This is a genomic window from Salegentibacter tibetensis (assembly GCF_020164485.1).
Taxonomy (GTDB): domain Bacteria; phylum Bacteroidota; class Bacteroidia; order Flavobacteriales; family Flavobacteriaceae; genus Salegentibacter; species Salegentibacter tibetensis.
In genome coordinates this window covers 1-20,765 of sequence record NZ_JAIQZA010000048.1, presented here as the reverse complement: position 1 = coordinate 20,765, position 20,765 = coordinate 1, and the positions used below count along the sequence as shown (strand labels likewise).

The following is a 20,765-nucleotide window of genomic DNA, read 5'->3' as shown; positions in this document are numbered from 1 at the left end:
TTGAGTATTAGCCTCTTTGAGAAAGTAACTATAAATCAACTACTTAACAATAAAGAATACAGAAAGAATATTAATGACGATTATAACCAACTGAAAATGTTTAATTTATAACCGGACACTAGTGTTAATATAAATATATTAATACAAGTCTAAAGGAGTGAAATTCTGCAAGAATTTTGTATCGAGAAATGTTTTAAATTTCAAAATATTTACAGGATTTGTGAATAAGTGGCAAAATCAAACAATAAAACTGATAAAATGAACATTTTAAAACACACCTATTTACCCTTTCTCCTAATGCTTTTCCTTTTCGCTTCTTGCGAGGAAAAAGCTGAAAAAGAAGAAGAACATCCGCTGGAAAAACAAATCGCTGAGGTTGAACAAGAATATGCCCCAGATGGACGCGTAGCGCTTTTTGAAGTTAAAGCCAAAAAAAATGGAGATTCGTATATTTTAAAGGGTGAATCTAACGATCCAGAAGCTGTAGCGACTTTAAAAGATAAATTACAATCAGAAAACATAAAATTTACCGATAGTATTCAGGTGCTTCCTGATATTGAAGGGCTGGAAAATAAAACTCGCGGAGTGGTAAAGATTTCTGTTGCTAATTTACGTGATGCTCCAAAACATTCGGCGCAATTGGTAACCCAGGCAACGCTGGGAATGCCGGTAAAAGTTTATAAAAAAGAGGGGGGATGGTACTATATTCAAACGCCCGAGGGTTACCTGGCCTGGGTAGATTACGGTGGAATCCAGAATATGACCGAAGAAGAATTTTCAGAATGGAAGGACACCGATAAGCTTATTTTCACCGAACCCAACGGAAATGCATATACCGTTGCTAATTCTAAATCGCAAACAGTTTCAGATCTTGTAGCCGGGAACATTTTAGAGCTTTTAAGCGAACAAAATAATTTTTACAGGGTAGAATATCCAAACGGCAAGAAAGCCTTTGTAGAGAAAGCTTATGCACAGCCTTATCGGGATTGGGTTGTTTCTTTGGATCAAACTGAAGAAGATCTGGTGGCGACCTCCAAAAAACTAATGGGTTTGCCTTATTTATGGGGTGGCACCTCACCAAAAGGTGTTGATTGCAGCGGATATACCAAAACCATATTTTTCCTGAATGGAATGGTAATTCCGCGTGATGCTTCGCAGCAAATTCATACCGGGGAAGTAGTAGATACCGAAAATAATTTTGAAAATCTGCAAAAGGGCGATCTGCTTTTCTTCGGAAAACCGGCAACCGATTCCACTTCAGAGCGCGTAATTCACGTAGGAATGTGGATCGGAGATAATAAATTCATTCATTCTATGGGCGAGGTGCATATTAGTAATTTTGATACCGAAGCTGAAGATTTTGACGAATATAACTACAATCGATACCTGCGTTCCAAACGAATCTTAAACAAAGAAGATAAGGGTCTGATCTACCTCAAAAACACCGATCTTTTTACCAATTCTGAAGCTGAAAAGGTGAAGATGTAAGCTTAAAATTTACCTCACAGGTTTCGAAAAACCCGTGAGGTTTTCTTGTTTACAAATACTTCTTATGCAATTGATACAGCACTTTTAAATCATAACTATTAAAGGGCTGGTCTAAATCTTTTTGTATAAAATGCAATTTAAAAGCGCTTTTTGCAGCGCCTAAATCAGACGTATCAAAGCCTATGATCTTTAATGCGTTTTTTATGTTAAAATCGGCGGGAATTACTTCAGGGAAAACCAGTTTATCTATAAACGGAATTCGGGTATTAAGCCTTGAATTAAAATCTATAGCTAAGGGGTTTGGTTTAAAAAATTCAGCTTCAAACTTGAGGTTTTCAACTTCGGTTTCATCATACCATAACCCAAAACCTTCTTCGGCTAAACGTTTCCATGGGAAATTAGCATTGGGATCTACTTTCCGGGACGGAGCAATATCAGAATGGCCAATAAAATTTTCAGCAGGAATACTGTATTTTTCCTTAATTTCATCGAGCAATTCAATTAAGCTGATTATTTGTAAATTGGTAAATTCTTCTTCACCATTATTATCAATTTCAATCCCCAGAGAAGAGGAGTTTAAATCGGTATTATTACCCCATTTTCCAATCCCACCGTGCCAGGCGCGGTAATAATCGTTCAGCATATGATAGATCTCACCGTTTTTGGCAATTACATAATGTGAACTAACTTGCGTTCTTGGCAAGGTGAAAGTGCTTAAAGTTTGCTGAATTGAATCTTGCGCAGTGTGGTGAATTACCACATAGTTTGGTTTTCGCAAATTAAAATTAGTAGTTCCCACCCAGTACTCTCCATAATTGAGTGCGGATTCTTTCTGGGCTTCCCGGGCGGGTAACTGCTTTAATTGTTTGCTGTAGGCTTTTGCCTGTTTTTTGTGTAAACGGTTTGTTTTGGCGTAAGGATTGCTTCCGCAGGAAATAATAGCTAAAGCCATTATTAAATAAAAAACAGGAATCAATTTTTTCATCTATAGCCTGACTTTATTGTTAAAATTTATTCCAGCAATCTTATATTTTTTATTCGAATTTCCATTTTACAAAGGCTTCCATAGCCTCATAATTTGCCAATCCGAGTTTGTCGTAACTTTCAGCGGTTTCCCGATTTCTCTCTTCGGCTCTTACCCAAAACTCACGTTCGTCGTCTCCTGGGAATACCGGCCGGTCTTTTTGTGACTGGTGTTGGAAAATAGCATTTCTCTTGCGTTGTACTTCCTTCGGAGACAACGGTACGGCCATTTCGATCTCATGAACTTCAAATTCCTGCCAGGCGCCGCGGTACATCCACAACCAGCAGTCTTTGGTCCAGGCTTCGGTTTTTCTAAGCCTTTTCATCGCTTCCAGAATTATGCGGAAACAAACAATATGTGTCCCGTGAGGGTCGGCAAAATCGCCGGCAGCAAATACCTGGTGAGGTTTTACCTCTTTTAGCAATTCCATGGTGAGCTCTATATCCTTGTCGGTTACCGGGCTTTTAACTTTTTTTCCGGTTTCATAAAAAGGCAAGGCCATAAAATGAATGTTTTTATCTTTTAGACCTGCATAACGGGCACCGGCAAAGGCTTCAGATTTTCTAATAAATGCTTTTACATCCCTTATTTCATTTAAATCTATTTCGTTAGGCTCTTTTTTATCAATAAAGGTTCGCATTTTCTCGTAAGTAGCTTCCAGTTTTTCGGTATTTTCCCCGGTACTTTTCTTAAAATCTATGGCGAATTCAACATAACGTAAAACATCGGTATCCCAGACTGCGGTATTCCCTGAAGTTTGGTAAGCCACATGCACATCGTGTCCCTGGTCGACCAGCCTAATGAATGTGCCGCCCATGGAGATTACATCGTCATCGGGATGCGGAGAAAATATTATGGAACGCTTTTTTGCCGGGTCTTTTCTTTCGGGTCTCTGGGTGTCATCAGCATTAGGTTTTCCGCCAGGCCAACCGGTAATACTATGTTGTAATTGGTTAAAAACATCAATATTAATATCGTAGGCAGGGCCCTGCTCGGTAGCAAGTTGCGCCATTCCGTTGTTATTGTAATCTTCGTCGGTAAGTTTCAGAATAGGTTTTTTCACTTCGGAAGAAAGCCAGATTACTGCTTTTTTGATTAGTGCTTTATCCCATGTGCAGTCTTTTACCAGCCAGGGTGTATCGAACCTTGTTAACTCTGAAGCCGCGTCTTTATCTAAAATAAATTCAACATTATCTGAAAGTTGAAGATAAGTGGCCGGTACATTTCCAAACATTTCGCCTTCAACCGCTTTTTTAATGATTGGGGCTTTTTTCTTGCTCCAGGCCATTAAAATAATTTCTTTCGCCTTAAAAATGGTCCCAATTCCCATAGTGATGGCTTTGGTAGGTACATTTTCCTTACCTCCGAAATCGCGCGATGCATCCCGGCGGGTTAAATCGTCTAAGGTTACTAAACGTGTTCCTGAGTTTGGAGCCGAACCAGGTTCGTTAAATCCGATATGGCCGGTTCTACCAATTCCTAACAACTGAAGGTCTAAGCCGCCAACCGCGCCAATTTTATTCTCGTAAGCAAGGCAGTAATCTGTAATATCTTCTTTTTTTAGAGTGCCGTCTGGAATATGGATATTATCTTTTTTTATATCTATATGACCAAAAAGGTTCTCATCCATAAACTTTACATAGCTCTGCTTGGCATCGGGCTGCATGGGGTAATATTCGTCCAGATTAAAGGTGATCACGTTTTTAAAGCTTAAACCTTCCTCTTTGTGCATGCGTACCAATTCTTCATAAACCTCAATCGGCGTTGCCCCGGTGGCGAGCCCTAAAACCGCGTGTTCCTGGTTTTCCTGCTTGCGGCGAATTAGATCTGCAATTCGTTTGGCTACTTTTTTAGAGGCAATATGTTCATCTTCATAAACTTTTACCGGTAGCTTTTCAAAGCGTGTTTCTTCTAAAAGATTTAATCTGGCCATAATTTTTTTTAGCTGATTATTGAATTTACTCGATAATCGAGAATTAAATTCTCCGAGGCCTGTCCGAATCATTCAGGCGGGCTTTCCCCGAAATTAAAATATTATTTTTCCTATAATACCTCAAGAACTTGTTCTGAGGTAGTTTACTATTTAGCTGATATGTGATTTAACCAGGCTTACCTGGTCTTTAAATATATCGTCCATAACTGCTATGGTACCGCCGTATAAACTGGAATTTGCCCCAAGGATAGAAAGTGCTATTTTGGTGCGTTCCTTAAGTTGCATCATACAGTAAGTATTCATAGACTGCTGAATTGGCGTGGTGATAAACTGTTTTGCTTCCGCTATTTTACCTTCCAGGATTACCAATTCAGGATTAAAGATTTGAATAAGTACGGCGATTCCTTTTCCTAGATTGATTCCTATTTCCGATAAAACATTTATTGCAAACTGGTCGCCACGGTTAGCAGCGTCTATAATAGTTTCCGGCTCGAGTTTTTCTAATGCCTCCTTTTTAAGGTTATTTAAAACCGAGGTTTGTCCTGCTTTTAATCCTTCTTTGGTTTTTCTAACTAATGCAAGCCCTGAAGCTTCTGTCTCCAGGCAACCACGTTTTCCGCAGTGGCAAAGCAAGCCGTCTTCGGTCATTGGGATATGGCCGAATTCTCCAGCAAAACCTGATTCACCCGAGTGCATTTTTCCACCCATAATAATTCCCAGGCCAATACCCCAATCCATAGAAATTACTAATACGTTGCTTTTATTTTTTGCCGACCCAAAGCGGAATTCAGCTAAACAAGCACTTTTTGCATCATTAAGAATGGCTACCGGCTTTTTAAATTTTTTCTCAAATTTCATTTTAAGCGATTCAGGCTCCTGTTCGCTTAAATAATAGGTGAAGTTTTTACCGGCTTCGGCAGAAACCAGTCCCGGCATACTAATGCCTACCCCCATTACCTGATCTATTTTTATTTTTGCTTCTTTCAGCAATTCGTGGCTCCATTCAAATAAAATATCTACAATATTGGAATCTGAGGAAATTTCTGCAGGCCAGGATTTTTCGTGAAGAATCGTATGATTATTATCAATTATCGCCAGTTTAATCATAAAGCGCTCAATATGAATGCTAACTACAAAAAACGAATTCTCTACAAGTCCATAAAGATCGGGTTTGCGGCCACCTTCAGATTTTCCCCTGCCTTTCTTTACCACAATTCCTTCTTCAATAAGTTGGTTCAACAACGACATAGAAGTTGGCAGACTCACATTAAAGCGCTGGCAAACTTCGGCATTAGAGGTTTCTCTGTTCAGAAAAAGATGCTTGATGATCTTTAATTTCTGAAGAAATTTTTTCCGCTCTACATTATTGATTTTAGATAGTTTTTTTTCATCTATAAAAAAGTCATGTAGATCTGTTGTCATATTTTGAGTTGTCATAATTTAAAATAAAAGCATTAAGAGTTTGTTTTAAGCTTTTAAAAAAATGAATTTATTTTGAATTTAAAAGTATATAAAAAAAATATTTTTAAAAATACTTTTTCTATTTTTTTATAAAAGATTAATTATTTAATCGAAATTTATATTTTTATGAAATAATTGCAAGCCAGGATTTGTAAAACCAAATGCTAATTTCCGGGATATTTATTTACGAGAATGACTGAAAACACTAAATTATTTAAGCAAGCAAAGACCGGTAAAAATCAGCGCTATTTTTCATTAGATGTTTTGCGCGGACTTACGATAGCCTTAATGATTCTGGTAAACACACCTGGAAGCTGGTCGCATATTTACGCGCCGTTTAAACACGCAGCCTGGAATGGTTTTACTCCAACCGATTGGGTTTTTCCTTCTTTTTTATTTGTAATAGGGAACGCAATGAGTTTCAGCCTGCGCAAGTATGAAAGTATTTCTGAAAACGCTTTTTTGAAAAAGGTCTTTAAACGGGCTCTACTTATTTTTCTTATCGGATTGTTTTTAAATGCCTTTCCTTTTGTGGACAGACAGGAAGGAGAACTGGTTTTCAAAAATCTGGCTAATATGCGAATCATGGGCGTTTTACAAAGAATAGCCCTTTGTTATCTTTTTGCGTCGATGATTATTCATTATTTAAAACTGAAAAAATCTATCATTTTTGGAAGTTTTATTTTGCTTGCTTACTGGGCAATAATGTGGTTTTTTGGCGATCATCCTAATCCTTTGTCTTTAGAGAATAATGCTGCGCTAAAGTTTGATCAACTTATATTCAATGATGAAAACCTTTATAAAGGTTATGGACTTCCTTTTGATCCCGAAGGTTTATTGAGTACGCTTCCGGCAATTGTAAATGTAATTGCAGGTTATGTGGCAGGTGTTTTTATTCAAAAATCGGGTAATAATATGGCTACAGTAATTAAGTTAAGTATTTCTGGTGTTTTGCTGTTGGTCCTGGCGCAAACCTGGGATATCTGGTTTCCCATAAATAAACCCATTTGGAGTAGCTCCTACGTATTATACAGCACCGGTTGGACGCTTATGGTACTATCAACCTTAATTTTGATTATTGAAATTTTTGGCTTTAAAAGATGGACAGCTTTCTTTGAAGCTTTTGGGAAAAATCCGTTGTTCGTTTATGTAATGTCTGGACTTGTTATAATCCTCTTGAATATTATTTATGTTAACGGGCAGGCCTTAAAGGCTTGGCTTTACGAAAACTTATATCTTAGCTGGCTAAACAATTATAACGCCTCGCTGCTGTTTGCTACTTCTTATATGTTGCTTATGTGGTTGCTTGGCTACTTGTTGCATAAAAAACGTATCTATATTAAAGTATAAAATCAATTCTTATAAAATGAGGAATACAACTTCACTCTTATTCATTATTGCGATGGCCTTTTGCGGGCTGTCAATGCAGGCCCAGGAAAAAGATAAAAAATCCCCGGAATTTCTTCAATACACCAATAGTAAATGGGTAGATTCCATTATGGAGCAGCTCACGCCAAAGGAGCGAATTGCACAACTTATTATGGTAGCGGCTTATTCAAACAGGAATAATGCGCATAAAGAGGAAATCCTTAAACTTATTAACGAACAAAAAATTGGTGGTTTAATCTTTTTCCAGGGGGATCCTGAGTCGCAATTGAAGTTAATGAACGATTACCAGTTGGCTTCTGAAGTTCCTTTGTTAGGTGCTATAGATGCCGAATGGGGTCTGGGAATGAGGCTTGACAATACCATAAGCTATCCGTACCATATGGCGCTGGGAGCTATTAGAGACGATAGTTTGGTTTATGACCTCGGAAAAGAAGTTGCCAGGCAAATAAAGCGCACCGGGCTCCACCTAAATTTTGCCCCGGTAGTAGATGTAAATAATAACCCTAATAACCCGGTGATTAATTTCCGCTCTTTTGGAGAAAATAAAGAAAATGTTTCTCGAAAAGGAATTGCCTATATGCGCGGAATGCAGGATGCGAATTTACTCACAACTGCTAAACATTTTCCTGGACACGGTGATACCGATACCGATTCGCATTATGCGCTTCCGCAGATAAATCATCCTTTTGAAAGATTGGATTCATTAGAAATGTACCCGTTTAAAGAATTGATAGACGCCGGAATTGGAGGCGTAATGGTAGCCCATTTAAATATTCCCGCTTTAGATCCTAGCGGAGTGCCTTCAACTTTATCAAAATCGATTATCACTGGAATTTTAAAGGATAGTTTAGGTTTTGAAGGTCTAATTGTAACCGATGCGATGAATATGAAAGGCGTTACCAAAGGCAACGAACCCGGCATAGTAGATAAAGACGCCATTTTAGCGGGTAACGATCTTTTGGAATTTACCGAAGATGTTCCTAAAGCAATAGATGAGGTTAGTAAAGCCGTTCAGCGGGGATTAATCACTCAAAAACAGCTGGACGAAAGGGTTAGGAAAATCCTGGCGGTAAAACAATGGGTTGGTTTAAATGAATACAAGGAGCAAGGTCCTAAGAATATTCTGAAAGATATAAATACGGGGAAAGCCGAATTCCTGAACAGAAAACTGGTAGAAGCGTCGCTAACTGTACTGAAAAATGAAAAAAGCATTCTACCATTAAGAAGGCTTGATACTTTAAAGGTGGCTGCGATCTCTTTTGGAGCTTCAAAACAAACCGAATTTCAGAAAACCCTGAATTTGTATACTGAAGTAAAAAACTTCCAGTTAAAAGCTGATGCCAGTGCTACAGAAATAGCCAGAATCAAAGAAAAACTTTCAGAATATAACCTAGTAATTGGGGGAATTCACGATGAGAGCCGCTTTCCGCGAAATACAATGAAATTCTCTAAACCATTACAGGATTTTATAGCGGAATTAGCTGAAAAAGAACATACGATTTTCAGCTATTTTAAAAATCCTTATTCTATAAATAAACTTGATAAAATTGAAGAGGCTGCCGGGTTGATCTTAACCTATCAGGACAGCAAAACCACTCAAGACCTCGCAGCGCAACTTATTTTTGGAGGGGTGGGAGCAAACGGAAGACTTCCAGTGAGTATTGGCGAAAAATTCAGGTCTGGTGACGGGGTAGATGTAAATGGAAAAATTAGGCTTAAATATACACTCCCCGAAGATGCGGGAATGGATTCAGAAAAACTTTTTGGCGGTGTAGATTCCTTAATGCAGGAAGCTATTAAAAAAAAAGCGACGCCGGGAGGGCAAATTTTAGTCGCTAAAGATGGCAAAATCGTGTTGCATAAGGCTTACGGCTACCATGAATACAGCGATACGATAAAAGTTAAGAAAACCGATCTGTACGATTTGGCTTCGGTAACAAAAATTTCTTCTGCTTTACCGGCTTTAATGAAATTACAGGATGAGGGAAAGTTTGATCTCGAAGCAGGGATAGACGATTATTTACCATATTTCAAAAACTCCAATAAAGCGGGGGTGCCGTTTCATCAAATACTTACGCACCAGGCCCGGTTTAAACCCTGGATTCCCTATTGGAAAAATACACTTCGAAAAAATGGAAGCTATAAGTGGTTCACTCTTAAAAAGGATTCTTCTGCCAGATTTCCTATTAAAATAAGCGAAGATTTGTGGTTGCATAGAAATTACCAGAATAAGATGTTTAAAGCCATCAAGAAATCTGAGTTGGAAGAAGAAGCAAAGTATAAATATTCGGGTTTGACTTTTTACCTGCTCCCTTGTATAGTTGAAGAAATAAGCGGGAAAGATTTCAGAAAATATATCAACGAAAATTTCTACGATAAACTGGGCGCTACCACGCTGGGCTATAATCCGCTAGAGCGCTTCGTAAAGGATAGAATTGTTCCTACAGAACACGATTATTTGTTTCGCCATAAACCTATCCACGGAATGGTACACGACGAGGGCGCGATTATGATGGGTGGCGTTTCGGCCAATGCAGGGCTTTTTTCAACCGCCAACGATTTGGCAAAACTGATGCAGATGTACTTGAATATGGGCGAATATGCCGGGGAGCGCTATATTGAAGAGGAAACCCTAAAAAACTGGAGTACTACGCAATTTCCCGAAAATGACAATCATCGCGGACTCGGATTTGACAAGCCTTATTTAGAATATAAAGGTGAAAGCAGCAATACGGCAAAAGATGCAAGCAAAGCGAGTTTTGGTCATACCGGTTTTACAGGAATTATGGCCTGGGTAGATCCCGAAGAAGATTTGCTTTATTTGTTTCTTTCTAATCGCGTGCTACCCAGCCGAAGCAATACAAGGCTTTATCAGCTGAATACCAGGACAAATATTCAGCAGGTTTTATACGATGCAATAGAAGATTAGAAGATTTTTCATGAGTTTTTCTTGAAAATTATTCTGAATTATAGAATAGATTCCCCAAAAATTTTACAGCTTATTCAGGAAAGTATATATTTGTTTGATTTTTTCATAAAAACCCACTCAAAATATATGACTAGAAGTTACCCCCCATTTCTTGTTACCCTACTTTTTTTATTTACCAGTTCTTTATTCGCACAACACACTGTAAAAGGCAAATTGGTTACCGAAACCAACGAACCTGTTGCGTTTGCCAATGTTGTTTTATTAAATGCTGAAGATTCTACTTCGGTTTATAAAGGCACCATTTCAGAAGATAACGGAGAATTTTTTCTGGAAGAAAATGCAGCAAATGATTATTTGTTGAAGGTAAGTTTTGTAGGCTATGAGGAGTTTCTTCAGCAGATATCGGTCAGATCAGACAAAAAACTAGGAAAAATTACGTTGAAGGAGAGCGCTTCAAATTTAGAGGAAGTTACCATTAACGCCCGTAAACCAAAAATTACCCGCAGCATAGACCGCATTACCTTTGATGTTGAAAATTCTACACTTTCCAGTGGAAATAGCTGGGATATTTTGCGCCAAACCCCGGGTGTAATTATGAGTCAGGGGCAATTGCGGGTAAGGAATTCCAATGTTACGGTTTACATTAACGATCGTAAAGTTCAGCTTACCGAAGATGAATTACAAACCCTTTTACAAAGTTATTCGGCAGAAAATATTAAATCGGTTGAAGTAATCACCAACCCGCCGGCACGCTATGAAGCTGAAGGTGGTGCGATTTTAAATATAAATACCACATCTGCCATTTCTCCGGGTTATAAAGGAAGTTTAGAAGGTGCATATACCCAGGGGATTGTTCCAAAATATCAATTAGGAACGAGCCATTACTGGAAAGGCGACAAGCTTAACGTTTTTGCCAATTATACCTTTAGTCCGCGAAAAGAGATAAAAAGAGACGATAGTTATATAAATTTTAGCCCAAACCAGGAAGGCGGACAAAGATGGGAAAGTGATTTTGAAAGAATTACCCGCTCGCAGGCACACAACGCCAATGTGATCATGGATTATGATTTTGATGAAAAAAATAAACTGAGTTTTTCGTCCAATTTCCTCTATTCACCCGATAAAACTTTTGATAATTCTGTGCGAACCGATGTTGCCGCTATGGGAAACACCGCATTTTCAAATTTTACTACCGATAGCGATGTAAGTACCGATGACAGCAATATTGCTTTAGATCTTACTTATACCCATAGCCTCGATAATGGTGGGAATATTTCAGCAGGCGCGCATTATACTAAATTCGATCAGGAACGTGACCAAAGGGTTGCTACCGAGTATTTTTCCGGAAATGGAGAAGTGGTTAATGACATCACTTTTAATACAGAAGCAATTCAGAATATCAATATTTTTACTGCCCAAATAGACCTTAGCACCAGCCTGGGAGAGACCTCTTTTGAAAGCGGGTTAAAATTATCCAGCATAGATTCAGAAAGTGGGATCGATTTTTTTGATGCAGAAAGTCTCGAAGATCTTTATGATAACCTTTCAGATGAATTTCATTACGATGAAAAGGTTTACGCGGTTTATGCCAGCGCTTCCAGGGATTGGGAAAAATGGAGCGTACAAGGCGGGTTGAGAGGAGAATACACCGATCTTTTAGGGATGTCTTTTTCAACAGACCAGCTAAACAGTCAGGAATATTTTGAATTATTTCCAACCGCGTATTTGCAATACCGGGCTTCAGATAATCATAGTTTTACGCTGGATTACAGCCGAAGAATTGAACGTCCCAGATATGCAAGTTTAAATCCGTTTAGATATTTCTTAAATGAAAACGATTTTAACGCCGGAAACCCGAATCTAAGGGCCGCAATCAGCAATAATTATAATCTGAATTACACGCTTTTGGGGCAGTATTTTTTTGATGTTTATTATCGCGATAACGGAAGATCACCGGCGAGTTTGGCATTTCAGGACAATCAAAACTTAACCATTAGAAGGTTACAGGCTAATTTACTGGAAAGCAAAAGCTACGGATTGGATATTTTGCATGGTCGTTCCATCACCGGCTGGTGGTATGCACAATTATACGCTTCCCTGTTTCACGAAGAAAATACTTTTCTAGCGGTAGAAAGCAACAATGCTGAAGTTACCAACGAGATTGATGCGGTTTTCGGTCAGTTGTATAATTCCTTTACCCTTTCAAAAGACGGTACTTTTTCAGGGAATTTAAGTTTTACTTATGTTTCAGATTATATTTCCGGTTCCTATAATTTTGATCCTTTTTCAACTTTAAGCCTTGGTTTTAGGAAAACACTTTGGAACAACCGTGCAGAATTAAGCCTGAACATCAACGATATTTTCAACAACACCAATACAAGATTGACTTCCCAATATTTAAATCAGGATAATTCATTTTTCGCCAGGGAAGAAATGCGTTATGTGCGTGTTGGATTTAAATATAATTTCGGAAACTTTAGACTGAAAGATAACCAGCGCAGCATAGACGCCGCCGAAAGGGATAGGTTGTAGAAACGCCCCAGAAAGTCTTTATTCCGTCAAGCTGAACTTGTTTCAGACTTTATGCCGAATTTACTTCGGGATTCTAACATAATACCCATATCTATTGTCTTAGATCTCCGAATAAATTTCGGAGCAAGCCCTGAAATAAATTCAGGATGACGATCTTCAGAGCAGCTTACTTAAATTCCCCCTTTGGGGGTTAGGGGGCATTTCGTACTTTTGCATTCCAAAATAAACCGAAGTGGCTAAAATAGGAAATATAGATGTAGGAGACTTCCCGTTGCTGTTGGCACCGATGGAAGATGTGAGCGACCCGCCATTCCGTGCGCTTTGCAAAGAGCAGGGTGCCGATGTGGTTTACACCGAATTTATCTCTTCAGAAGGGCTTATTCGCGATGCAGCGAAAAGTACAATGAAGCTGGATATTTACGAAAAAGAACGTCCCGTTGGCATTCAAATCTTTGGAGCCGAGCTGGATTCTATGTTGAAATCGGTTGAGATTGTAGAGAAATCCAATCCCGATATTATCGATATCAATTTTGGTTGTCCCGTTAAAAAGGTGGTTTCCAAAGGTGCCGGTGCCGGAATTTTAAAGAATATCGATCTAATGGTTTCCCTTACGGAAGCTATGGTAAAACATACCAATCTTCCCATAACCGTAAAAACCCGTTTGGGCTGGGATAACGATTCCATAAAAATTCTCGAGGTTGCTGAAAGGCTTCAGGATGTTGGTTGCAAGGCTATTTCCATTCACGGAAGAACCCGCGTGCAAATGTATAAGGGTGAAGCCAACTGGGCGCCAATTGCTGAGGTAAAGAACAATCCGCGGATGCATATCCCGGTTTTCGGGAATGGTGATGTAGACACGCCCGAAAGAGCTATGGAGATGCGGGATAAATTCGGACTTGATGGTGCGATGATTGGTCGGGCCAGCATTGGTTACCCCTGGTTTTTCAGGGAAGTAAAGCACTATTTCGAAACTGGTGAACACTTACCGCCTCCAGATATGTTGGAACGCCTGGATGCCGCAAGACGTCATTTACAAATGGCAATCGACTGGAAAGGGGAGAAGCTGGGTGTTTTTGAAACCCGCCGCCATTATACCAATTACTTCAAGGGAATTCCGCATTTTAAAGAATACCGAATGAAAATGGTAACCAGCGATGATGCCGCCGATGTTTTTGCCGCTTTTGATGAGGTGGAAAGGGACTTTGCTGATTTTCAGTTTGCTTAAGCTCTCATAAGTTAGCCACGAATTCACGAATTTTACGTCATTCTGTAACTTGTTTCAGAATCTAAAATATTGATAGTTAAAACGTGTTAGAAGCTGAAACAAGTTCAGTTTGACGAAGCCAACCACGTAACCTGAAAAGACCTACTATAAAAATTCAAGAAAAACCCCTCCGGCCTAACGGCCACCTCCCCTTGAAAATAAGGGGAGGAGCTTTAGTATATTTTTCAGAAAATAAAAAATTCGTGAATTCGTGGCTAGAAAATATTAAATCGCTTTTAAAGCCTTCCTACTACTACCAGCCGCGCTAAAAGAAGCGATAAGCCCCAGAATTCCTATAGTAAAGATTACAATAAAGATATTTTCTAAAGTGATAGCTACGGGATAGGCTAGGCTGGGAGTGATCATCACAAGATCAAATTGCAGTTGTAAATAAACCAGCAAAATTGCAGCCGATAATCCTATGGCGCCGCCAATAATCGTCATAAGAATTCCCTGGGTAAAAAATATTTTTTTGATCTGGCTTTCTGATGCGCCAAGATTAAATAAAGTTTTTATGTTATCCCGTTTGTCCAGGATTACCATAATGATAGAACCGGCAACATTAAATAGGGCGATAATTAAAACCAGGGTAAAAATAAGGTAGACCGCAAGGTTTTCGGTATTGAGCATTTTGTAAAGCGTCTCGTTGAGTTGTGCCCGGTTTTTTATGATAATCTCGTTACCAAAAAGTTGTTTTATTTCAGCCGTAATCGCATCGGGATCAGCGTTGGGTGTAGTTTTAATTTCAATTCCGGAGTATGTGTTCTCGTCTAATTCTAAAAGGTTTCTGGCGAAATTCAGGTTAGAAAAAACATATTTATCGTCTAATTCTTCGTTTACGCTGTAGATTCCGCTAACAATTACCTTTTCCTGATTAAAGGCCTGCCCGGGATTTAAGCCGGTAATCTGCCCTTTTCCGGGGCGGGGCACCATCACGTTCAGTAGATTTTGATAGTTAAAAATGCTAAGTCCGAGTGTTCGTGAAATCGTGTTTCCCACAACCACCTGGGCTTCACTGCTGGTTAGCCAGGACCCCGAAACCGCACTATCTATTTGAGTAACCTGCCGGTAATTGTCATCTACCCCTTTTATAAACGCAGTATGGTTTTTATTGCGGTAATCGAGGAAAATACGTTCTTCAATGATTTTACTAAACCCGGAAATCCCTTCAATTTCAGCCAGCTTATCGGCTTTTTCTTCAGGAAAATGAAAAGTTTTTCCGCTTGACGGAAGTATTTTTAAATCGGGGTCAAATTTGTTTGAAAACGAAAGACTAAAATCCTTGAGTCCGGCGAAACCCGAGAGCACGATAAATAATGAAAAAGCCCCTGCAAAAACGCCTACGGCGGCAATAATGGTGATAATATTAATGGCATTATTGCTGCTTTTGCTAAAAAGATAGCGCCTGGCGATGTAGAAGGGAAACTTCAAATTAAGATTTTTTCCGGCGTTCCAGTAAGTTGGGATCGGCTATGGGGTCTTCTTCGCCTTTAATCGATTTTTCGATATTTTCTATATATTCTAACGAATCGTCCAGGTAATAATTGATTTCAGGCATTTTTCGCAACTGATTCCTGGTACGCTGCGCCATTTCGTGTTTTATCTTAGACTTGCCAAGATTTATTTCCTCTATAACTTCCTGCGCGTGTTTCTGCGGAAAAATGCTGATATAAGCCTTCGCGATAGAAAGGTCTGTAGTCACTTTCACTTTAGAGACCGAAATAATCACTCCTGTTCTCCCGGCATCTTTAAGGTTTTTTTGCAGGATATCGGCTAGATCGCGCTGCAAAACCCCTCCTATTTTCTTTTGTCTGTTTGTCTCTTCCATACTGCAAAAATACTATAATAAATTGGTATGCACCTAAGATGTGTAATCACTATGCCCGTGGCCCGTTCATTTTGTTTATATAAAAATAGGCGTTTACTTTGCTCAAAACAAGATGTAAAATGAAGAAAATTGAACATATTGGAATTGCAGTAAAGGATCTTGAAGCGGCCAATTCTACCTATAAAGCGGTTTTAGGCAATGAACACTATAAAACCGAAACGGTGGAAAGCGAAGGTGTAAATACTTCTTTTTTTAAGATTGGCGATAGTAAAATTGAATTGCTGGCGGCTACAAATCCGGAAAGTCCTATCGCAAAGTTTATTGAAAAACGTGGTGAGGGGATTCATCACCTCGCTTTTGCGGTAGAGGATATTAAAGCTGAAATCGCCCGACTTGAAAATGAAGGTTTTAAACTGATAAATACCGAACCCAAAACCGGTGCCGATAATAAACTGGTGGCTTTTATGCACCCTAAAAGTGCAAATGGGGTTTTAGTAGAATTATGCCAGGAAGCCCCACCCCAACCCTCCCTAATGGGGAAGGAGTAATTCGGTACAGGAAATTGCTTTTTGACCTTGCAGGAGTTAAAAATATATACTAATATTGCACTCCTAAAATTCGGGTATTCTTGAAATGCCGGAATTGGTCCTATAGCTCAGCTGGTTAGAGCACTTGACTCATAATCAAGGGGTCCCTGGTTCGAGCCCAGGTGGGACCACTGATAAAAACAAGCCTTACAGAGATGTGAGGCTTTTTATTTCTTCTTGGGTACAACATATGTACAACAATTGTGAATTAATTTTCGTGCTATAGATAGGACAGTATTGACATTAAATTCTAAAGAAGAATTTAATATTAAGGCGAAGTTTTTTACTAATTGACCCAAGAGCTTAATCACAAGCAGACCATTGGTATAAAAAAGTAATGTGACTATTTATGTTCACTTTAAGGCTATATGTTTAAATTGGGAAAGGTGGTAATTATGACTAAATAATATTTTAAAATTGAGGAGCAAATTTATTTATCAATCAACCTTTATGATCCTCTTGAGGAATTAAAAGAATTTTCAGTTTAAAGTTATTATCCACTACTCTCTTCGCCAGCCAACTGCCCTGTTCTCCTATTTTCCATTCCGTACGATCCAATTCAATATCAATGGTTAATTCAGAAATTACGTTTGCCTTAGATGTTTCATATGTCATAGGAAATTCGATTTCTTTCGTAATATTATTAATTGTCATTATCCCTTTGATTTTTAACACCCCAGGCTTTAAATATTCCACTTTTAAGAACTCAAATTCCGATCGAGGATAATTTGAAACGTTAAAATCACTTTTTAAATGTTTAGTAAGACTTGTCTTTGCACTCATTTGTTCATCGGGAATATCAGTAACCTGAATAGTTTCCATATCAACAATTATTTTCCCTCCGATAATACTGTCTCTTAAAAGAAAAAGGGAGCCTTCCTCTAATTTTACAATACCCTCATGTCCATTGATCCCTCCTAATTTGGTTCCATTCCACTTAATGATACTTTTGTTTTTATTAACAGGAAGCTTAGTGTAAGTTTTCTCAGAGAAAGTATCTTCCAAAGGAAAATCTGTCTCACCAACTTTTGTAAGTTTTTTATTTTCACAGCCAACAAAAAAAAACAAAAGGATTAATAATTGTAATGAGCTATTTCTCATAATTTGATATTAAATATTATTATAACCTAATTCTACCTAGTCTTATAAAAGAGGCAAAACCTTAATCTTCCGAAAGAATTATTCCAATATCTAAGACAGATTTATTACCAAGCTCCTAAGCCATTCGACCTATAAGTCTATTAAAATTTTTGTATTGTCTTAGTTGTAATCAGGAACATTTAAACCAAGAATAATATCCCGTTCTACTAAAAAACCTCCTCCTTCAGCTTTTTGAAGGGTCACAACCCCATCCCCTCCTCTATGAGGAAAATTCTTGTTCTCCGACAGCAAGGGATCTGATTTAAAATGATACTCATCTATGTAATAGTATTTTCCATCGGGCTCTAAAATAGTAGGATGAAGATGAGCTGGATTGGATCCGTAAGATCCAGGCATATGGGTGTAAAAAGTATATTCCCCATCCTTGCCGGTTTTAATCCAACCTCTTACGTACCCATGTCTTCTGGCCCAACCGGTTTCATCCCCTTTTTTAGGATATTTTCCTTCCGGATTTGTATGATATAGATATAGGATGACATCCTTAGCCGGAGTTTTTCCATCGGACTGATATATGACACCTGTGACTTTTAATTTTGGATCATATTTTTCATAATCAGGCAAAGTGTCCACAGGCTTAAAGTTTTTATCACCATACTCAAAAACAGCCTCACAACCTTCACAAGGGGCACCAACCAGCTGACTATTTTCGGAGCCCACGTTGTTTTGTCCAATACATGTTTCGACAAAAGGCACAAAAATTAATATTATTAAATATTTTTTCATAATAAGTATTATTACTGTTAGCTAATAATGTATTTATTTTTTTTCTGCAGTTGACTGTGCTTATCTCTGATGAAAGATTAAATATTTTAAATTTAAAATGTTGCACTTTAATTTGAGGCAATTTAAAGAATAAAGAAAAAGACTGAAATGTATTTTTATAGAAACAGATTAAAAAAGGATATATAGCGTAAAATTCATGACAAGTGCTGTTTATCCCGAGTAATTAGCTCTTTATCCCTCAATAGATCTTCAGATAAAGATTTAGGTTTTATATTTGTCACAACTTCCTAGTCTTTAAGATATGGATTCTACTTTCCAAAATTTTTATAACTCCCGTACAAGAATTTACTGGCATATTCTGTTTTGGCTGTTCTTTCTGCTTTACCAAACAATCATTCTTGGCAGCAATGAAGGCAAAAGTTATCTTACAGAATTTCAGTGGGCCGCTTTAGACCTGCCAATTCAAATTTTGACCACTTATTTCACAATTTACGTGTTAATTCCTGCCTTCTTTCTTAAAAAGCAGTTTATCAAATTCATAATTTTCTTTGTAGTTACGCTGGTCTTCGCAGCTTTTCTAAATCGAACTTTGTACCTTGGGATTTATCAGGAAATATTTTATTTCTATTCATCTACCGAACCTTTTTTTCACCTACCGCGGACCCTCAAAATGATTTTTAGCCTCTACCCTGTTGTAGTCTTGGGAGCATTTATTAAAATTGGCAGGATTTGGTTTGAACACGAAAAGTATGTCAAACAACTTAAAAATGATCAACTGGAATCTGAAATAAAATATTTGAGGGCTCAGGTCCATCCTCATTTCCTTTTTAACACTCTTAATAACCTTTATGCTTTAACATTAAAAAATTCAAAAAAGGCGGGTGAAGTTGTTCTTAAACTTTCGGAGATGCTCGATTACTTTTTATATGAAGGAAATCAGTGGAAAGTATCTTTAGAAAAAGAGCTTGAGCTTCTGGGAAATTATATTAGTCTGGAAAAAATTAGGTATGGTGACCGCCTGGAAGTCACCTTTCAAACAGAAGGTACTATTGAGGGGCAAAATATTCCACCTTTACTTCTGCTCCCATTTGTAGAAAATAGCTTTAAACACGGAGCAAGTCAACTGCAAAGTTTTGTCTGGATTAAAATAAGAACCAAAGTAGAAAATAATGTCCTTCATTTTCATGTCTCAAATAAAAGAAAGAAAATAAATAAGATGGAAAATAAAAAAAAAGGTTTGGGATTAAATAATGTGGAAAAGAGATTAGATCTTTTGTATAAAGGACATTATTCTTTGAAAATAAACGATCAAGAGGATTTTTTTCAGATTGATTTAGTTGTAGCATTAAATCAGGTAAAAATAATTGATATATGAAATTAAGCTGCTATATTATAGATGATGAACCTTTAGCTATAGAGGTTTTGGAAAGCTATGTTAAAAGTTTTGAAGGCTTGGAATATAAAGGTGGTTTTTTAAACCCAGTAGAAGCTTTTAGAAAGTTTCACCAAGAACCTGTGGATCTCATCTTCTTGGATATACAAATGCCGGAATTAACCGGTATAGAATTTATAAAATCTCTGAAGAACCCTCCCATGGTTATCTTTACTACAGCTTTTAGGGAATATGCTTTAACTGGGTATGAATTAAATGTGGTCGATTATCTTTTAAAGCCTGTTTCCTTTAATCGATTTTTACAGGCCATTAGTAAAGTGTTAAAGCAAAAGAATGATATCCAGGAAAAAAAAGTAGAAGAAACAGGTAACGAAATCTTCATGATTCAATCCAATAAAAGAACTATAAAAATTCCATCAAAAAAAATAATTTATATAGAAAGTCAGAGAAACCAAGTCAAAATAGTTACGGAATTAGAAACTCTAAGTATTTATAAAACCCTGGATGCTATTGAAAAAGAATTAAAAAATAAAAATTTTCTTAGGGTACATCGCTCTTTTATAGTTTCTTTTGACAAAATTAAAAGCTGGACAAATAATGACCTTATGGTTCAAGATCAATTAATTCCCATTGGCCGCTCCTATGCAAGCGAAGTTAAAAAGCAATTGAATAAAAAGGAAAATAATTTTTTTAAGTAATTATTTAAGTCTTCAAAATTTATATGATGCCCATTGCTTTCCGGTTTTAATAGGTATCAACGCCTACAATGGTTTTTCAACTGGGTTTGTATTTGGATATGATGATAAATTTGAATAAAATTTAAACTTACACCCACTTACAGCGAATTTCCAGGTCTTGTAATATCTTTTTAAGATTCTAAAACTATTATGGCTATTTTTATTTTCTGCTTTTCCTGGCTGGTCAGGTGGATATTCCGGTGATGCTGACCCCTCATTCCGGCCATACTGACCCCCCTAAGGATTTTGGTCAAAAAGATAAGTTAATGACAATATTACAGTTTTTTTCTTAGACTTTCCCCCTTAAGTTCTATAC

15 protein-coding genes and 1 tRNA gene are annotated in these 20,765 nt (G+C 37.7%); 9 read left to right on the top strand and 7 right to left on the bottom strand.

All coding sequences use genetic code 11. The features are described 5' to 3' along the window. Window positions 1–258 precede the first annotated feature (258 nt). On the top strand, window positions 259–1,488 hold the full coding sequence (locus LB467_RS17350; RefSeq protein ID WP_224475315.1) for a C40 family peptidase: 1,230 nt from the start codon (window positions 259–261) through the stop codon (window positions 1,486–1,488). 49 nt (window positions 1,489–1,537) lie between these two features. On the opposite strand, the gene LB467_RS17345 is transcribed toward LB467_RS17350, so the two are convergent. The 3 genes from LB467_RS17345 to LB467_RS17335 form a co-directional block, all read right to left on the bottom strand. Next, entirely contained in the window at window positions 1,538–2,473 is a 936-nt protein-coding gene (locus LB467_RS17345; protein WP_224475314.1) for an N-acetylmuramoyl-L-alanine amidase, read from the bottom strand. A gap of 49 nt (window positions 2,474–2,522) precedes the next feature. Next, window positions 2,523–4,445: a glucosamine-6-phosphate deaminase gene (nagB, locus tag LB467_RS17340; RefSeq protein WP_237690465.1), complete on the bottom strand. Its 1,923-nt coding sequence runs from the start codon at window positions 4,443–4,445 to the stop codon at window positions 2,523–2,525. 150 nt (window positions 4,446–4,595) lie between these two features. Beyond that, window positions 4,596–5,867, bottom strand: a complete 1,272-nt coding sequence (locus LB467_RS17335; RefSeq protein WP_224475312.1) for an ROK family transcriptional regulator — start codon at window positions 5,865–5,867, stop codon at window positions 4,596–4,598. Window positions 5,868–6,098: 231 nt separating this feature from the next. Between LB467_RS17335 and LB467_RS17330 the strand changes: the two genes are divergently transcribed. From LB467_RS17330 to dusB, 4 genes are all read left to right on the top strand, one after another. Then, window positions 6,099–7,256, top strand: a complete 1,158-nt coding sequence (locus LB467_RS17330; RefSeq protein WP_224475311.1) for an acyltransferase family protein — start codon at window positions 6,099–6,101, stop codon at window positions 7,254–7,256. Between the two features lie 16 nt (window positions 7,257–7,272). Continuing rightward, window positions 7,273–10,224 carry a glycoside hydrolase family 3 N-terminal domain-containing protein gene (locus tag LB467_RS17325; RefSeq protein WP_224475310.1) on the top strand — a complete coding sequence of 984 codons (2,952 nt, stop codon included), beginning with the start codon at window positions 7,273–7,275 and terminating at the stop codon, window positions 10,222–10,224. Window positions 10,225–10,350: 126 nt separating this feature from the next. Next, a complete protein-coding gene (locus tag LB467_RS17320; RefSeq protein ID WP_224475309.1) occupies window positions 10,351–12,756 on the top strand; it encodes an outer membrane beta-barrel family protein in 2,406 nt (801 codons plus the stop codon). A gap of 232 nt (window positions 12,757–12,988) precedes the next feature. Beyond that, window positions 12,989–13,981 (top strand): tRNA dihydrouridine synthase DusB, encoded by a 993-nt coding sequence (gene dusB, locus LB467_RS17315; protein WP_224475308.1) that lies wholly within the window; start codon window positions 12,989–12,991, stop codon window positions 13,979–13,981. A 264-nt stretch (window positions 13,982–14,245) separates the two neighbouring features. Here the strand turns inward: dusB and LB467_RS17310 are convergent, their stop codons facing one another. Beyond that, the gene (locus LB467_RS17310; RefSeq protein WP_224475307.1) at window positions 14,246–15,451 is read right to left on the bottom strand and encodes an ABC transporter permease; all 1,206 of its coding nucleotides are present in this window, start codon (window positions 15,449–15,451) and stop codon (window positions 14,246–14,248) included. Window position 15,452: 1 nt separating this feature from the next. Further along, window positions 15,453–15,848 carry a 30S ribosome-binding factor RbfA gene (gene rbfA, locus LB467_RS17305; RefSeq protein ID WP_224475306.1) on the bottom strand — a complete coding sequence of 132 codons (396 nt, stop codon included), beginning with the start codon at window positions 15,846–15,848 and terminating at the stop codon, window positions 15,453–15,455. Between the two features lie 119 nt (window positions 15,849–15,967). Here rbfA and mce point away from each other — a divergent pair, with 119 nt between their 5' ends. Together mce and LB467_RS17295 are read left to right on the top strand one after the other, a co-directional pair. Then, the gene (gene mce / locus LB467_RS17300) at window positions 15,968–16,396 is read left to right on the top strand and encodes a methylmalonyl-CoA epimerase (protein ID WP_224475305.1); all 429 of its coding nucleotides are present in this window, start codon (window positions 15,968–15,970) and stop codon (window positions 16,394–16,396) included. A gap of 96 nt (window positions 16,397–16,492) precedes the next feature. Next, window positions 16,493–16,566 (top strand) — tRNA-Ile (locus LB467_RS17295). A 310-nt stretch (window positions 16,567–16,876) separates the two neighbouring features. Here the strand turns inward: LB467_RS17295 and LB467_RS17290 are convergent. Continuing rightward, complete coding sequence (locus LB467_RS17290; protein ID WP_224475304.1) at window positions 16,877–17,536, bottom strand: YceI family protein; 660 nt, start codon at window positions 17,534–17,536, stop codon at window positions 16,877–16,879. Between the two features lie 159 nt (window positions 17,537–17,695). Further along, window positions 17,696–18,319, bottom strand: a complete 624-nt coding sequence (locus LB467_RS17285; RefSeq protein ID WP_224475303.1) for a peptidase associated/transthyretin-like domain-containing protein — start codon at window positions 18,317–18,319, stop codon at window positions 17,696–17,698. A 670-nt stretch (window positions 18,320–18,989) separates the two neighbouring features. Here LB467_RS17285 and LB467_RS17280 point away from each other — a divergent pair. Together LB467_RS17280 and LB467_RS17275 are read left to right on the top strand one after the other, a co-directional pair. Then, the gene (locus LB467_RS17280; RefSeq protein WP_224475302.1) at window positions 18,990–19,694 is read left to right on the top strand and encodes a sensor histidine kinase; all 705 of its coding nucleotides are present in this window, start codon (window positions 18,990–18,992) and stop codon (window positions 19,692–19,694) included. Further along, window positions 19,691–20,410: a LytR/AlgR family response regulator transcription factor gene (locus LB467_RS17275; RefSeq protein WP_224475301.1), complete on the top strand. Its 720-nt coding sequence runs from the start codon at window positions 19,691–19,693 to the stop codon at window positions 20,408–20,410. The genes LB467_RS17280 and LB467_RS17275 overlap by 4 nt, the downstream gene beginning before the upstream one ends. Window positions 20,411–20,765 lie beyond the last annotated feature (355 nt).

Excerpts from the sequence above, each read along its gene's own strand:
- LB467_RS17345 (WP_224475314.1), bottom strand. The coding sequence starts at position 2,473 with ATGAAAAAATTGATTCCTGTTTTTTATTTAATAATGGCTTTAGCTATT.
- rbfA (WP_224475306.1), bottom strand. The coding sequence starts at position 15,848 with ATGGAAGAGACAAACAGACAAAAGAAAATAGGAGGGGTTTTGCAGCGC.
- LB467_RS17280 (WP_224475302.1), top strand. The coding sequence starts at position 18,990 with ATGATTTTTAGCCTCTACCCTGTTGTAGTCTTGGGAGCATTTATTAAA.
- LB467_RS17290 (WP_224475304.1), bottom strand. The coding sequence starts at position 17,536 with ATGAGAAATAGCTCATTACAATTATTAATCCTTTTGTTTTTTTTTGTT.
- LB467_RS17320 (WP_224475309.1), top strand. The coding sequence starts at position 10,351 with ATGACTAGAAGTTACCCCCCATTTCTTGTTACCCTACTTTTTTTATTT.
- LB467_RS17330 (WP_224475311.1), top strand. The coding sequence starts at position 6,099 with ATGACTGAAAACACTAAATTATTTAAGCAAGCAAAGACCGGTAAAAAT.
- mce (WP_224475305.1), top strand. The coding sequence starts at position 15,968 with ATGAAGAAAATTGAACATATTGGAATTGCAGTAAAGGATCTTGAAGCG.
- LB467_RS17275 (WP_224475301.1), top strand. The coding sequence starts at position 19,691 with ATGAAATTAAGCTGCTATATTATAGATGATGAACCTTTAGCTATAGAG.
- LB467_RS17325 (WP_224475310.1), top strand. The coding sequence starts at position 7,273 with ATGAGGAATACAACTTCACTCTTATTCATTATTGCGATGGCCTTTTGC.
- nagB (WP_237690465.1), bottom strand. The coding sequence starts at position 4,445 with ATGGCCAGATTAAATCTTTTAGAAGAAACACGCTTTGAAAAGCTACCG.
- LB467_RS17285 (WP_224475303.1), bottom strand. The coding sequence starts at position 18,319 with ATGAAAAAATATTTAATAATATTAATTTTTGTGCCTTTTGTCGAAACA.
- LB467_RS17350 (WP_224475315.1), top strand. The coding sequence starts at position 259 with ATGAACATTTTAAAACACACCTATTTACCCTTTCTCCTAATGCTTTTC.
- LB467_RS17335 (WP_224475312.1), bottom strand. The coding sequence starts at position 5,867 with ATGACAACAGATCTACATGACTTTTTTATAGATGAAAAAAAACTATCT.